General features: G+C 58.5%; 9 protein-coding genes. 5 read left to right on the top strand and 4 right to left on the bottom strand.

Translation table 11 applies throughout. The features are described 5' to 3' along the window. Positions 1–63: 63 nt before the first annotated feature. Positions 64–1,419: a germination protein YpeB gene (ypeB, locus tag C814_RS13055; protein ID WP_016315798.1), complete on the bottom strand. Its 1,356-nt coding sequence runs from the start codon at positions 1,417–1,419 to the stop codon at positions 64–66. Between the two features lie 197 nt (positions 1,420–1,616). Between ypeB and C814_RS13060 the strand changes: the two genes are divergently transcribed. The 3 genes from C814_RS13060 (at position 1,617) to C814_RS13070 (ending at position 8,652) form a co-directional block, all read left to right on the top strand. Beyond that, positions 1,617–2,747, top strand: coding sequence for a cysteine desulfurase family protein (locus C814_RS13060; RefSeq protein ID WP_016315799.1), 1,131 nt, complete (start codon positions 1,617–1,619; stop codon positions 2,745–2,747). A gap of 324 nt (positions 2,748–3,071) precedes the next feature. Beyond that, positions 3,072–4,238, top strand: coding sequence for a tRNA uracil 4-sulfurtransferase ThiI (gene thiI / locus C814_RS13065; protein WP_016315800.1), 1,167 nt, complete (start codon positions 3,072–3,074; stop codon positions 4,236–4,238). A gap of 52 nt (positions 4,239–4,290) precedes the next feature. Then, positions 4,291–8,652, top strand: coding sequence for a SpoIID/LytB domain-containing protein (locus C814_RS13070; RefSeq protein ID WP_016315801.1), 4,362 nt, complete (start codon positions 4,291–4,293; stop codon positions 8,650–8,652). Between the two features lie 120 nt (positions 8,653–8,772). Here the strand turns inward: C814_RS13070 and C814_RS13075 are convergent, their stop codons facing one another. Together C814_RS13075 and secA are read right to left on the bottom strand one after the other, a co-directional pair. After that, positions 8,773–9,399, bottom strand: a complete 627-nt coding sequence (locus tag C814_RS13075; protein ID WP_016315802.1) for a recombinase family protein — start codon at positions 9,397–9,399, stop codon at positions 8,773–8,775. A gap of 241 nt (positions 9,400–9,640) precedes the next feature. After that, entirely contained in the window at positions 9,641–12,379 is a 2,739-nt protein-coding gene (secA, locus tag C814_RS13080) for a preprotein translocase subunit SecA (RefSeq protein ID WP_016315803.1), read from the bottom strand. Between the two features lie 442 nt (positions 12,380–12,821). Here secA and C814_RS13085 point away from each other — a divergent pair, with 442 nt between their 5' ends. Then, positions 12,822–13,514, top strand: a complete 693-nt coding sequence (locus tag C814_RS13085; RefSeq protein ID WP_016315804.1) for an iron-sulfur cluster assembly scaffold protein — start codon at positions 12,822–12,824, stop codon at positions 13,512–13,514. 20 nt (positions 13,515–13,534) lie between these two features. Then, positions 13,535–14,545 carry a GGGtGRT protein gene (locus tag C814_RS13090; protein ID WP_016315805.1) on the top strand — a complete coding sequence of 337 codons (1,011 nt, stop codon included), beginning with the start codon at positions 13,535–13,537 and terminating at the stop codon, positions 14,543–14,545. Positions 14,546–14,695: 150 nt separating this feature from the next. Here C814_RS13090 and C814_RS13095 read toward each other — a convergent pair whose 3' ends face one another. Next, positions 14,696–15,052, bottom strand: a complete 357-nt coding sequence (locus C814_RS13095) for a hypothetical protein (RefSeq protein WP_016315806.1) — start codon at positions 15,050–15,052, stop codon at positions 14,696–14,698. Positions 15,053–15,098 lie beyond the last annotated feature (46 nt).

Genomic DNA, 15,098 nt, shown 5'->3' on the forward strand with positions numbered 1-15,098 from the left:
AATCAGAAGTTCCCCTGCTTCAAGGATACCATAGAAGGTGAAAAAAGGAAAGACGGGCCCTGTTTATTTGGTCAGCGTACCGCCGGGAGTTTCGATCAGCAGAAGAATCTGTTCTTCTGCACCGGTTGCGGCGTTGATATAGGTCAGCAGCTTCTGCCCGCCCTCCGACTGCGCCAGAAATTCATAGGTGAGCACCTCGTTCTGTCCACTGGTTGGGATCAGCGCCACCCGGCTGGACAGGATGGTCAACGAGGGGTTCACCGATGCGAGCGCCTCTTCTTCAGTGATTGCGGGTGGTTCAAGTGCGCGCTCCCGGTGGTTGTTGATATAGCCGCGCGCATCATAAAAGACGATCCCACCGTCGTCCAGCGCAACGCCCACCTTCACCAGATCGGTGTAGAGGGTCACTTCCCCGTTTGTCGCCGCATAATTGACGGTGCAGATCCCATCGTTTGTCTCGTAGTAGGTCGCCCGCATCCCGTCCAGCCCGAGCAGGTTCAGATAGCGGTCCGCGTGTTCAAACACGGTGTCTTTGCTCAGCCGCTGCTCCCCGGCCTCCCGGTCGTTTATCAGGTAGGTCACAAGGCCGCCCGCCTTGGTCACGCCGACCGAAATCCCCTCCCCGGTGAACAGGTAGGACGGCATATTGGAATTTTCCTCACCCGCAGGCGTGAGATCGGATGGCCTGAGCCGCGCCGCCGATGCCGCCCGCTGTAACGCCTGCTCGGGTGTCACGAGTGCCAGCCCCTGGGTCATACGGGGGCGGCGGGTCAGAAGATGGTCGGAGAACGGTCCGTCATAGATCAGGGTGGGGTATCCGGTCATCGTCTGTTCGATCTCCTCAAACCCCGCCGCCACTCCCTGTGCCCGGGTGCCTTCGGCCTCCTCGCCGGAAGGATGGGCGGTGCGCAGTGCGGCAACGTCGATCTGCCCGTCTCGGATTTTCTGCTGCATCTCATCAACATAATCCCGCAGCCCAGCCGCATATTTTTGCAGCGCCTGGGCGTTTTTCTTCTCATCCTGGGTCAGCACGCCGCCTGCCGCCACTTTTTTGGAAAGCGCCATCGCATAATCCCCCACCTGCGAGAGAAATTTATAAGTGCCGTCCATATGCAGCTCGCTGACCGGCAGGGCAGAAAGTGCGGATTTCGCCCCGCCGCTCTCCTTCCAGATCCGAGCGGAAAGCTGGGAGAGCTGCACCCCTGTGCCGATATACTGCCCCTTGTCCAGATCGGTCGAGAGGTTGGCCAGATAGCTCGAAAGCTCCCCCAGTGAGCGCGCGTAGCTGTTCTCAAGCTGGCGCCGGTAGTCGGCCGCCTCTGTAAAATGCTGGGCTGACAGCCCGCCGAGCACGAGGACCAGCGCAGCGGTATAGCTGACCGCCCGCACAAAAGCCCTCCTGGAAATAGAAATCTGCATAAAAGATCACGCCCTCTTTTCCCTGTTTTTTATCTAGTTTTCCATCCGGAGCGGGAAATATTTATGCCGGCTCCAAGTTGAAAGACCGCGAATTTTGTTGTATAATAGGTGCGATACACTCCGGAAGGCGCCCTTGCCCTTTGGAGGCTGTTTGAAAATAAAAACCGCCTGAAAGCGGTTAAAGGAACGATCAACCAATGGAAGCCTATCTTGACAACGCCGCGACTACCCGGGTCTGTGATGCGGCGGCAGACGCTGCCCTCCGGATGATGCGGGAGTGCTATGGGAACCCGTCCTCCCTGCATCGGATGGGTGCCAGTTCCGCGCGGGAGCTGGCGCAGGCGCGGGAAGCTGCCGCCGGGCTGCTGGGGTGTCAGGGCGAATGTATCTGTTTCACCTCGGGCGGCAGTGAAGCCAACAATCTGGCGGTTTTCGGCGCGGCAAACGCCAAAATCCGCCGCGGCAGAAAGCTGGTCACCACGGCCGCGGAGCATTCTTCGGTCTCCGCAGCGATGAAGCGTCTGGAGGAGACCGGCTGGACGGTGGCCTGGGTGAGGCCCGGCCCATCGGGTGGGATTGACCCTCAGGCGGTCGCTGATGCGGTTGATGGGGAAACCACCCTGGTCAGCATGATGATGGTCAATAACGAGACCGGCGCGCGATTCCCGGTCGAGCGGGCCGCGCAGCTCATCCACGCGAAAAACCCCCAGACGCTGATCCACTGCGATGGGGTACAGGCGTTCGGAAAATTGCCGCTCAAGGTTGCCCGGACCGAAATTGACCTGATGAGCGTCAGCGGGCACAAAATCTGTGCGCCGAAGGGCAGTGGCGCGCTCTACATCCGGCGGGGGGTGCGGATTCTGCCGCTGATCTATGGCGGCGGACAGGAACGCGGCCTGCGTTCCGGCACCGAAAGCCTGCCCATGATCGCCGCATTCGGCGCAGCATGCGGTCAGCTCGCCGGGCAGGTGCAGAAAAATCTCGCACATGCGCAGGAGCTGAAAGCCCATCTGCTCAAGCGGGTGGAACAGATTCCCGGGGTACAGGTCAACTCGCCGGACGATGGTTCCCCCTATATCATCAACCTTTCGGTCCCCGGCTACCGCTCGGAAACCATGCTCCATTTTCTCGAAAGCCGGGGTGTCTATGTTTCGAGCGGTTCTGCCTGCTCAAAAGGGGCGTCCAGCCCGGTGCTGGCCGCAATGGGGCTGCCCCCCGCAGTGATCGACAGCGCCCTGCGGGTCAGCCTGATCTACGACACCACCCCCGGTCAGATCGACCGTTTTGCCGATGCACTCGAAGAGGGGATCGCTTCGGTGGCGCATTAGAAGGTACGCGGGCCTTTTTCGGAGGGGGGCTTTTTCACTTGCAAAAAGCCCCCTCTTGGCTCTGACTAAAAGTCGGAGCCAATTCACCCCCAAAATGCGCTTCTCAGGCGGGCACCCGGCGTCCAGTCAGGTGTTCCTCCGCGTGCGCGCGGCGGAGGCCCTGCGATTTTTTTCAAAAAATTGAGTAAAACTTTCGTTTGATACCTTGCTTTATAATGGACCAAAAGTTTCGCCAGCCTTTTCAAAGGCTGCGGATTCCAAAGGCAGGGCCTTTGGCCGCGCTTCGCAAAGCGTGGAACTCTTTTTAGAAAGGGAAACCATAAGATGAAAGAACTGATCCTGCTCAAATGCGGCGAGCTGGCCCTGAAAGGGCTGAACCGCCGGATGTTCGAGGATGCACTGATGCGCAACTGCCGCAGACGGCTCGAGCCGCTCGGGAAATTTAAAATCCGTTCCTCCCAGTCGACCATCTATGTCGAGCCGCAGGAGGAGGGGGTTGATCTGGACGAGGCGGTCGACCGGCTGCTCAAGGTGTTCGGTGTGGCAGCGCTCACCCGATCGGCGGTGGTCGAAAAGTCGTTTGACGCGATCAGGCAGTCTGCGCCCGCCTACCTCGCGGACGATCTCGGGCGTGCCCGGACCTTCAAAGTCGAAGCCAAACGGTCGGACAAATCGTTCCCAATGAAATCCCCCGAACTCTGCAACGAACTCGGCGGGGTTCTGCTCGAGGCGTTCCCGCATCTGGCGGTGGACGTGCACCAGCCGGATGTGACTGTCTATGTCGAAATCCGGGAGGCGGGCGCCTACCTGCATGCAGACCAGCTCCACGGTGCGGGCGGCCTGCCGGTGGGCACCTCGGGGAGGGCCTGCCTGCTGATCTCAGGCGGGATCGACAGCCCGGTCGCCGGGTATATGATGGCCAAGCGCGGCCTGCAGGTGATGGCGGTGCATTTTGTCAGCCCGCCCTATACCAGCGAACACGCGCTCGAGAAGGTCAAGACCCTCTGCAAAAAGCTGACCCCCTACTGTGGGCGGGTCCGGCTGGCGGTCGTTCCGTTCACAAGGATGCAGGAGGCGATCCGGGATAACTGCCCCGAAGAGCTGTTTACCGTCATCATGCGCCGGTATATGATGAAGCTGGCTGAGCGGGTCGCGCAGGAGAACGAATGCGGTGCGCTGATTACCGGCGAGAGCGTGGCGCAGGTCGCAAGCCAGACGATTCAGGCGATCGCCTGCACCGACGTGGCCTGCCAGATGCCGGTGCTCCGTCCGGTGATCGGGATGGACAAGGATGAGATCGTCAAAATCGCCTACCGGATCGATACGTTTGAAACCTCGATCCTCCCGTATGAGGACTGCTGCACCGTTTTTACCCCGCGGCATCCCAGAACCAAGCCGCGCCTGGAGATGGTGCTGAAAGCGGAGCAGGCGATGGACGAACAGCTTCTGGAAGAGGCGTTCGCGGGGATCGAATATTGCAACATTGGATGAAGCTCCCGGCAGGACAGAACAGATGGGGAGCCGAAACAGGGAGGCTGACGATTTGATAGCGGAAATCATCGGTGTAGGACAGGCGCTGCTCGACGGGCAGACGCTGGATACGGTTGCAGACCTGATTGCGGAGCAGCTGGAGGGCTGCGGCGTACAGACCGAAGATGTCTGTGCGGCTGGCAGCGATCCGGTCAGATTGCGCGGCGCGATCGGTCGGGCGATCGGACGCAGCGACATCGTGGTATTGGTTGGGGGGCTTGGGATGACCCCTGCCGACATCTCAAAAGAAACGGTCTGCGCAGGGCTTGGGCGGCGTCTGGTGCTGCATGAGGAGAGCCAGCGCAGAATCCGGGAAGCCTACCTGCACGCGGGGCGGCAGATGCCCCAGCAGGCGGTCAAGCTGGCGATGATGCCCGAACAGTCGATCGTCTTTCCGGGCGTCAAGGGGGTTACCCCCGGATGCGCGATCTCGGCCGGGCGGCAGTTCCTTCTGATGATCCCCGATAACCCGGACGAGTTCCTGCCGATGTTCCACAAGAGCATTGTGCCGTATCTGTCCAGATTTTCCCCGGCGGCGGTTTTTACCAGGACCCTCAGCCTGTTCGGGATCGAAGAAGCCGAGCTGCGCACCCTGCTTGAGGGATACTTGGATTCCGAAAATCCAAAGGTCGAGCTGTTCCCGTCCAATGGCGAATTTCTGGTGCGGATCACCGCGAACGCCGAAAACAAGGAGGAGGCTGCCGAACTGCTGAACCCGGTGCTGTTTGAAATCCGGGCAGTTCTCGGAGGCAGTGTCTACGGGGTGGATGTGCAGGGCGGGCTGCCCGCAGCCACCGCTGCGCTGCTGCAGGAACGCGGGATACAGGTGAATGTGGGGGAATCGGGCACCAATGGCCTGCTCGCTGACCTGCTCACCGGGCAGTCGGACGGTCGGGTGGTCGCCTACAGCGTGTCGGCCTATGCGAGCCATGTCAAAAAAGACGCCCTCGGCATCCCGGACAAGGTGCTGAAAAGATACAGCCCGGTCAGCGAGCAGATCGCGGTACATATGGCGCATGGGGCATTGCAGCAGGAGAACGCCGCGTTTGGGGTGGCGGTCACCTGCAATACCGCCCTGCGCGGCGAGGACCCCAAAAAGAACGGCCTGCTTTATGCGGCGGTCTGCGACGGCAAACAGGTCTGGGTGCGGCGGGTCCTCCTGCCGCAGGATAGTTCGGGGGATTACGTGCGTCACATGGCCGCGATGCATACCCTCAACCTGCTGCGGCTCTGTGCGGGGACGTCCGGCTGTCCGGGCGGCATCCCGGTTGATGAAGCGCTTGATCCCAAATTTGCCCTGCCGAAACAGGAAAATGCATTTGTCTCCGCCCGGAAATGGGAGAGCGGCAGCAAACCCGCACCAGTGCTTCCATCCCAAAACCGCGCATGGTATGCGGCAGTCTTCCCGGTGAAAGGGGATACTCCCGGCGCGGTGTTCCGCAAGCTGCTTCTTCTGGCCGCACTGGTGGTCTTTCTCGGATCGGCCGCGTTCCTGATCCACTACTACCTGTCCGGCAGGTCCAACGCCGCCCTCTATGACGAGCTGAGACAGGTCTATCTCACCGGGGCGGACGATCAGCAGGCGGAAGAGGCGGTCGCCCGCGGGAAGTTCCCGGCAGGGTACCAGAGCAAATTCCTGAACCTTTACCAAACCAACGAGGACCTGGTGGGGTGGCTTTCGGTGGGGAAAAACCTGTTCAGCTATCCGGTGGTGCAGGCGGACGACAACGAACGCTATCTCAATACAAATTTCCAAAACAAGTCCAGCCGGTACGGGACTCCGATGCTGGATGCGGGCAACAGCCTCGCGTCCGAATCGGACAACTACCTGATCTATGGGCACAACATGTCCGACGGGCAGATGTTCGCCGGATTGACCCGTTATAAACCTGCGGAAGGCGGGCTGGACTTCCTGAATGCTAACCCGACCATCTCGTTTGCGGATGTTTATGAGGACAACGAATATGAGATTGTGTCGGTGTTTATCACCAATGTGACCGACAAATATGGCGACGTGTTCTACTACAACGACTATCAGGACCTGAGCGACCCTGCCCGGTTTATCGAATTTACCGAAGAGGTCACCGCCCGGTCGTTCTACACTTCGGACATTGCAATCCAGCCGGGCGACCGGTTCCTCACTCTTTCAACCTGCTCCTATGAGTACGGGCCAAAATCCCGGGATGCGGATGTGAGGACAGTTGTTGTTGCCCGCCGCTTGCGGGATGGGGAATCCCCGTCCGCCTCCTATGCGCTGAATCCCTCCCCGCGGATGCCCTCCGGCTTCACCGACCATCAGGGCGGGCAGTCGGCCCCGCAGGATGCGGACAGCATCCCTTCTTCCGGCAATGCGGCGGATGTGATCGACGCACTTGCGCCGGTCGTGGACCCCGATTCGCTCGACGACCACGAATACAGCGCCTATGCGGCTTACGAGTCGATCAAGCAGGCGCTGGTTGATGCGGAGCAGGCTGCGAAAGCTACCCGGCAGGCCGCACAGAAGGCCGCGTCCGCAGCGGATGAAGCTTCCGCACAGAGTGAAGCCGAAAAGGCGGCACTGGAGATGAAAAAGGCCGAGGACGCCTATTGGCGGATCGCGGACCATGTCGGGGTGCTCAACGACCTTCGGGAGGAGCGTTCGACCGAATACATCGAAAGTATCTGCGAGCGTGCGCAGGCCGCACTTGTGCAGGCGGAGGCATACCGCGACGCCAGCAGCCAGAGCGCGGCACAGGCCGGGCAGACCGGCGGTGGCGCACCGGTCGCCTCGATGGAGGTGGCCAGTTCCGCGCCATCAGCGGGCAGTTCTGCACCGGCACCGAGTTCCACGCCTGCGCCGAGCAGTTCCGCACCGGCCCTGTCCAGTTCTGCGCCAGCGCCGGGCAGCTCTGTACCGGCACCATCCAGTTCCGCGCCTGCGCCGAGCAGCTCTGTACCGGTATCGTCCAGTTCCGCGCCAGCGCCGAGCAGCTCCGCACCGGCACCATCCAGTTCCGCGCCCGCGCCGAGCAGCTCCGCACCGGCACCATCCAGTTCTACGCCTGCACCGAGCAGCTCCAGGCCGGTACCATCCAGCTCTGTCCCCGTAAAACCGGTGGTCAGCAGCTCGAGCCGGGAGGATGTCGCTGCCCGCAACAAGGAGGCGCTGGAAAAGACCGAGGAATATCAGCAGACCCTCGACGATGTGGTTTCGGACGCGCGGGAGGTGCGGGAGATCGCGCGGGATGCCTCGGACGAAGCCTATGACGCCAAGACCGCCAAAGCGGTGCGTACCGCTGCCGACCGGATCGAGGATGCACTCGAAGAGATCCGCTCCCTCTGCGGGGAGGTGGAGGACACCTCAGACGGATTGAAAACCCTTTATCAGCGGACCAACCTCCAGCAGACCCGGGAGGCTGTTCAGGATGCGGCGGATATCCTGGAGGTTTTGGAGGAGTACGAATCCGAGGTCGAGGAACTTTGGGTCGACGCGGATAACAAGGCGTACAAGCTGGAAAATGAGCCATCCAGTTCCGCGTCCTCCTCTTCCAGCGGTTCTTCTTCCGGCAGTTCTTCGAAAGGGGACGAGGACGATGAGGACGATGAGGACGATGAGGACGGCCGCCCGAACAGTGCCGGGGAACTGACCATCTCGATCAGCGGGAAAAAGACCACCGGCTCCGCCTCCGAGATCGTCCAGCAGGTGGTGATGGCGGAAATGGGCAGCTCGTTCAACGACGAAGCGATCAAGGCGCAGGCGGTCGCCGCATACAGCTATATCCTCCACCAGAACCGGGGCGGGACGATCCCTGCGTTGGGGGTCAAGACCCCAAACGACCGGATGAAAAAACTGGTGGATTCGGTGATTGGCGAGGCGGTCTATTACAACGGCAGCCTTGCATTTACCCCGTTCTATGCCACCAGTGCTGGTATCACCGTCTCTTCGGAGGACACCTGGGGCGGCTCCTATCCATATCTGGTCTCGGTGGACAGCAGTGTTGACGAGCAGGCCGGCGGCTACGAACGGACAGTGACTATGAGTACCAGCAAGGTTGCCGAGCGGATCAAAAAGATATTGAAAGAGGACATCTACGATTACAGCGACGACCCCGAAGACTGGATCGAGATTTTGAGCTACAGCAAGGGCGGCAAGTATGTCCGCAAGGTGCGGATCGGCAAAGACGAGGTCAGCGGCCGGTACATGCGCGAGAATGTGTTTGGCCTGCGTTCGGCAGCGTTCGAAGTGGTCTGCGACGGCGATTCCTTCCAGTTTACCACCTATGGCTATGGACATGGGGTTGGAATGAGCCAGACCGGCGCGAATCTTTACGCTGCAAAAGGCTGGGATTACGTTGACATCCTGACTCACTATTACCCTGGGACTACCGTAAAGTAAACAGATGGCCGCCGGTGCACATATTGTGCACCGGCGGCAGTGTTTTGCAGTCCGAAACCGTCTTAGAGCCTGTTTGAGAACGGAGGAAAAGGCGACGGTTTCGATTGCCCAAGTGGGCTTTTAAAGCGTACAGAGTTCTTTTTCCAGATCGAAGGTATCTTCGTTCTTCCAACGATAGAGCGTCCGACGGCTGACCCCGAGCTGTGTGCTTGCCTGGCTCGCGGAAATCCGGTTTTCACACCATGCCAGGAATACCGGGTGATCCCGCAGCGCCTGCTTTCCGGTGGGCCTGCCGAACTTCACCCCGCGCATCTGGGCGGCGGCAATCCCTTCGTGCTGGCGGCGCCGGATGTTCTGCCGCTCGTTTTCCGCCACAAACGAGAGAAGCTGCAATACAAGATCGGAGATCAGTGTACCGAGCAGGTCGCGGTTTTGCCGGGTATCGAGCAGCGGCATGTCGAGCACCACAATATCTACCTCAAGGTCATGGGTGATCCTGCGCCATTGTTCCAGAATCTCGCTGTAGTTACGGCCTAGGCGGTCGATGCTGCACACGATCAGCAGGTCCCCCTTTTTGAGCCGGCACATCAGCTGGTGATAGGCCGGACGGTTGAAATCCCGGCCGCTTTGTTTGTCAATAAAGATGTTTTGTGGGAGAATCTGGAACCGCCCGTTCATCGAGATCATCTGTCGGTCCTCATACTGGCTTTTGGATGAGACGCGGGCATAGCCGTAGGTATTGTTCATCGTTGTTCCATCCTTTCTCAATACGCAGCCGGCCCTGCGCATCCGCGCAGCCGGCTTTATGTCTACGGCTGTTCACTTGCGCAGCGGGCTTTTTACCGCCTGCGAAAGCAGCCGCCAGCCTCCATTCTGTGTATCAAAATTCCAAAGGAAAAAATGGAATTCACGAAAAAACGGTCACCGCATCCCATTTATCGGGATGCGATGACCGTCCGGTTTTTATCTTTCGAGCTCTTTATGCCCTCTACGACTGCCTGCCGCAGCATTTTTTATATTTTTTCCCGCTTCCGCAGGGGCAGGGGTCGTTGCGTCCCACCTTGCCGGGTTCACGCTTGGCCGGCTGGTTGGGGATGCTCCCGTCGCTCCCGCTTTCAGCAGAGGGCTTTGCGACCTGCTCGCGCTTAGGCTCTTCATTGGTGCGGAGCTGGATGGTGAACATCAGCCTGACAGTATCCTCCCGAATTGACTCGATCATTGCGTCGAACATATCAAACCCTTCGATCCGGTATTCAACCACCGGGTCTTTCTGGGCGTAGGAGCGCAGGTACATGCCCCGCTTCAGCTCCTCCATGTCGTCGATATGCTGCATCCATTTGGTGTCTACCACCCGCAGCAGGACCACCCGCTCAACCTCCCGCATGATTTCGGGGGTAAACATCTTCTCGCGTGCCTCGTAAATCTTCATCGCCCGCTCGTTGAGCATGTCCTTGACCTGTTGGTCAGTCACTTCCGCGAGCTGCTCGGTGGTGAACCGCAGGTCCTGTTCGACCGTCAGCCAGCCGAGGAAGTAGTCCCGCAGCCCGGTGAGATTCCAGTGGTCGTGGACCTCCTTGTCCACCAGGTAGCGGTCAACCGTATCGTCGATTGTCTCTTTGACCATCGTGCGGACAGCGCTGCTCAGGTCCTCGCCGTCGAGCACCTTGGCACGCTGGGAGTAGATGATCTCGCGCTGGCGGTTCATGACGTCATCGAACTGGAGCACGCTCTTGCGGATGCCGAAGTTGCGCGCCTCGACCTTCATCTGCGCCGACTCGATCGAGTTGGTGAGGATCCGCGCCTCGATCGGCATATCGTCCTCTGCGCCGAGCATGGTCATCATGTTCTGAATCCGCTCGCCGCCGAACAGCCGCATCAAGTCATCTTCCAGCGACATGAAGAACCGGGTTTCGCCCGGGTCACCCTGACGTCCGGCGCGCCCGCGCAGCTGGTTGTCGATCCGGCGGGATTCGTGGCGCTCGGTGCCGATGATGAACAGCCCGCCCGCCTCACGGACCTTTTCGGCCTCGACGTCGATCACCTTTTTGTGTGCGGCCATGCTCTCGGTGAACAGCTTGCGCGCTGCATTGATCTGCTCATCGTCGGTGTCGGCGAAGCCGGTCGCCTCGCTGATCACATCATCCTCGTACCCGGCCCGCCGCAGCTCGGCCTTGGCCATGAATTCGGCGTTTCCGCCGAGCATGATGTCGGTGCCGCGGCCCGCCATGTTGGTTGCGATCGTCACCGCGCCCAGCTTGCCCGCCTGTGCAACGATCTCTGCTTCCTTCTCGTGGTACTTGGCGTTGAGCACCTCGTGTTTGACCCCATGCCGGGCGAGCATTTTGGAAAGCAGCTCGGACTTTTCGATCGAGATAGTGCCCACCAGCACCGGCTGGCCCTTTTCGTGGCATTCGATGATCTTTTCGATCACCGCGTTGAATTTCGCCTGTTCGGTTTTATAGACCACGTCCGCGTGGTCGTGGCGCTGGATCGGCCTGTTGGTCGGGATCTCGATGACATCCAGCTTGTAAATCTCCATGAACTCATCCGCTTCGGTCTGGGCGGTTCCGGTCATGCCCGAGAGCTTGTTGTACATCCGGAAGAAGTTCTGGAAGGTGATGGTGGCGAGGGTCTTGCTCTCCCGCTCAACCTTGACCCCTTCCTTTGCCTCGATCGCCTGGTGCAGCCCCTCATTATACCGGCGCCCTAGCATCAGGCGTCCGGTGAACTCGTCCACGATGATGACCTCATCATCCTTGACCACATAGTCCACATCCCGCTGCATGATCCCATGCGCGCGGATCGCCTGGTTGATGTGGTGCTGAAGCTGCATGTTGTCCGCATCGGTCAGGTTCTCGATGCCGAAATAAGCCTCCGCCTTTTCAACGCCCGACTGGGTGAGGGTGACCGTCTTGGCCTTCTCATCGACGATGTAATCGCCGTCCACATCGTCCTGCTCCTCCTTGTTGTCCTTCTCGGCAACCCGGAAGCATTTGAGGGTGCGGGCGAACTTGTCCGCGCGCTGGTAAAGGTCGGTGGACTTGTCCCCCTGTCCCGAGATAATCAGCGGGGTGCGCGCCTCATCCACCAGGATCGAGTCAACCTCGTCGACGATCGCGTAGTAGTGTCCGCGCTGGACCTGCTCACGCTTATAGATAACCATGTTGTCGCGCAGATAGTCGAACCCGAACTCGTTGTTGGTACCATAGGTGATATCGCACCGATAGGCGGCGCGGCGCTGGTTGTTGTCCAGCCCGTGGACGATCAGCCCGACACGCAGCCCCAGAAACCGGTAGACCTTGCCCATCCACTCCGAGTCGCGCTTTGCGAGGTAATCGTTGACGGTGACAATATGCACCCCTTCGCCGGACAGCGCGTTGAGGTAGGCCGGCAGAGTCGCGACAAGCGTTTTGCCTTCACCGGTGCGCATCTCGGCGATCCGCCCCTGGTGTAGCACAATGCCGCCGATGATCTGCACCGGGAAATGCCGCATCCCCAGAACCCGGTCGGCCGCCTCCCGGCAGACCGCAAACGCATCCGGCAGGATGTCGTCGAGGGTCTCGCCGTTCGCCAGGCGTTCCTTGAGCGCCGGGGTGCAGGCTTTCAGCTCCTCGTCGCTCATCGCGCGGTATTTCTCCTCCAGATCAAGCACCTTTTTCTGGATCGGGTAGATCCGTTTCAGCTCCCGTTCCGAATAGGTCCCGAAGATTTTTTGCATAATTCCCATTTTGTCACCTCATATGATTCATTGTTCCTGTGCTCCCGCATATTCAGAGCCGTACAATCGAAGTACTTGCCTTTAAGTATTTTGACTATATCAGCAAAGATAAAACGATCAAAAATTAAGACACCTTAACTTATATAGTCTACACTTTGAAACTGTCAATGTCAAACCCTTTTGGGGAAAACAAGGTAAATAAATTGTTAAAATCTGCTCATCGTCCCCTATTTAATAAGAAGCTGGGGTTCCAAACATGTGCGGAAGGATGGTTTTCCCGCTTTGCGAATTAGTATTTACCGTTTTGTATCAAAAAACGCCAAAAGTGGATCGGAATTTACTGTTTAATTTTTAACAAAAACCGGTCCGGAACGCTTGATAATTCCAAGGGAAGCTAATATAATAAAAGATAGTCAAGCCCCATGTTCAACAAACCGAAAGGAGTACCGATATGAACTATTCTCATGAAGTGGAGAGAATGTGCGTTCTCGCCAAAGGACCCAAGCATGGTCCCGCCCCCATTCCCGAAGAGGGGAAATGGGTAAAAGCCTACCAGATTCCGGACATCTCCGGCCTGACCCACGGTGTGGGCTGGTGCGCACCCCAGCAGGGCTGCTGCAAGCTGACCCTGAACGTCAAGGAGGGCATTATCGAAGAAGCGCTGGTGGAAACCCTCGGCTGCTCGGGCATGACCCATTCGGCGGCGATGGCGGGCGAAATCCTCGTCGGCAAAACCCTGCTTGAGGCGCTCAATACCGACCTGGTCTGCGACGCGATCAATGTTGCGATGCGCGAGCTGTTCCTCCAGATCGTCTACGGACGTACCCAGACCGCCTTCTCCGAAAACGGCCTGCCGATCGGCGCAGGGCTTGAGGACCTCGGAAAGGGCCTGCGTTCGCAGGTTGGGACCATCTTCTCGACCAATGCAAAGGGTGTGCGCTATCTCGAGATGGCGGAAGGATATATCCTCTCGGTTGCGGTAGACGGCAACGGCGAAGCGATCGGTTACAAGTTCGTCAAGGTTGGCAAGATGCTCGAGGACATCCGCCACGGCAAAGACCCCAAAGAGGCATTCGAGAGCAATATCGGAACCTATGGCAGATACGAGAACGCGCCGAAATATATCGACCCGCGTGAAGAATAAGAGGAGAGGGAGGCAACACAATGGTTAAGTTTGAAGGACAGGAAAGAAGAATGCCCAAGATTGAGGCCTGCCTCAAGGAATATGGCATCTCTTCCCTCGAGGATGCAAAAGAGCTTTGCCTTTCGAAAGGCATTGATGTAGAAAAAATCGTCAAAGGTGTACAGCCGATCGCGTTTGAAAATGCGGTCTGGGCCTACACCCTCGGCACTGCGGTAGCGATCAAGAAAGGCACTTCCAAGGCAGCGGACGCTTCTGAAGCAATCGGGATCGGCCTGCAGGCGTTCTGCGTGCCCGGATCGGTTGCGGAGCAGCGTTCGGTCGGCCTCGGCCACGGCAACCTCGGCGCAATGCTGCTGCGCGACGAAACCAAATGCTTCTGCTTCCTCGCGGGGCATGAGTCGTTCGCGGCCGCGGAAGGCGCAATCGGCATCGCCCGCAATGCGAACAAGGCCCGCAAAGAGCCGCTGCGGGTAATCCTGAACGGGCTCGGCAAGGATGCGGCCTATATCATCTCCCGCATCAACGGGTTCACCTATGTCGAAACCGAGTACGATTTCTCGACCGGTGAGCTGAAAGAGGTCCGCACCATCCCCTATTCGGATGGTGAGCGTTCCAAGGTCCGCGTCTACGGCGCAAACGATGTGCTCGAGGGCGTTGCGATCATGAAGCATGAGAAGGTGGATGTTTCGATCACCGGCAACTCGACCAACCCGACCCGGTTCCAGCATCTGGTGGCCGGCACCTATAAGAAATGGGCGTTTGAGAACGATGTGAAATACTTCTCGGTCGCATCGGGCGGCGGCACCGGACGTACCCTGCATCCGGACAACGTCGCAGCCGGCCCGGCTTCCTACGGCCTGACTGACTCGATGGGCAGAATGCATGGGGATGCACAGTTTGCAGGTTCGTCCTCTGTCCCGGCGCACGTCGAGATGATGGGCCTGATCGGTATGGGCAACAACCCGATGGTCGGCGCAACTGTCGCATGTGCGGTCGCGGTCGAAGAAGCCGCGAAAGCTGGCAAGTTCTGATTTTAGTCTGCTTGGAAAACGGGATGCGAACCGCATCCCGTTTTTGTATCTCTGGGCAGGCGCATAGGTCCTCTGCTTCTGGGCGGATGCCTCTGAGCCTCGGTCTTTTCGATCCCAATATCAAAGCTTAGCGGTATTTGGAGGGTTCCACTATCTTTCCATAGTATCGTCAATCATGTTTACCTGGGCATCAAAAATCGCCCGATACCGGGTACAGCAATCATCCTCTTCATCGGTAATGCGAATCGTGCAGGAGACCGTGTCAATAGGCGGGTTAAAGTTAAAATTTTTAGTGATAGAAACAAACTCGTTGTAAAAATGGTATTGCTCCAGTACCGTGATCAAATCTGCCCGCATACATTCTGTAAAGCTATCTGTATCATCTTTATACCAGCTTGTAAGATATTCTTGCATGGATGATCTCGTCTTATCAAAGATTCTTGATTTCTCAATAAAGATGGAGAACTGCTCCGGATGAACAGGAGCGGAATACAGGTTATCTTGCATAAAACCCCTCCTAAGCATACAACTTTTAATAATTATTCCTGCTTTT

This window comes from Anaerotruncus sp. G3(2012) (assembly GCF_000403395.2).
Classification (GTDB): domain Bacteria; phylum Bacillota; class Clostridia; order Oscillospirales; family Ruminococcaceae; genus Anaerotruncus.

What these genes read in the sequence shown, in the direction of transcription:
- C814_RS13085 (WP_016315804.1), top strand. Translation starts at nt 12,822, where the DNA reads ATGAACTATTCTCATGAAGTGGAGAGAATGTGCGTTCTCGCCAAAGGA.
- C814_RS13095 (WP_016315806.1), bottom strand. Translation starts at nt 15,052, where the DNA reads ATGCAAGATAACCTGTATTCCGCTCCTGTTCATCCGGAGCAGTTCTCC.
- C814_RS13090 (WP_016315805.1), top strand. Translation starts at nt 13,535, where the DNA reads ATGGTTAAGTTTGAAGGACAGGAAAGAAGAATGCCCAAGATTGAGGCC.
- C814_RS13060 (WP_016315799.1), top strand. Translation starts at nt 1,617, where the DNA reads ATGGAAGCCTATCTTGACAACGCCGCGACTACCCGGGTCTGTGATGCG.
- ypeB (WP_016315798.1), bottom strand. Translation starts at nt 1,419, where the DNA reads ATGCAGATTTCTATTTCCAGGAGGGCTTTTGTGCGGGCGGTCAGCTAT.
- secA (WP_016315803.1), bottom strand. Translation starts at nt 12,379, where the DNA reads ATGGGAATTATGCAAAAAATCTTCGGGACCTATTCGGAACGGGAGCTG.
- C814_RS13075 (WP_016315802.1), bottom strand. Translation starts at nt 9,399, where the DNA reads ATGAACAATACCTACGGCTATGCCCGCGTCTCATCCAAAAGCCAGTAT.
- thiI (WP_016315800.1), top strand. Translation starts at nt 3,072, where the DNA reads ATGAAAGAACTGATCCTGCTCAAATGCGGCGAGCTGGCCCTGAAAGGG.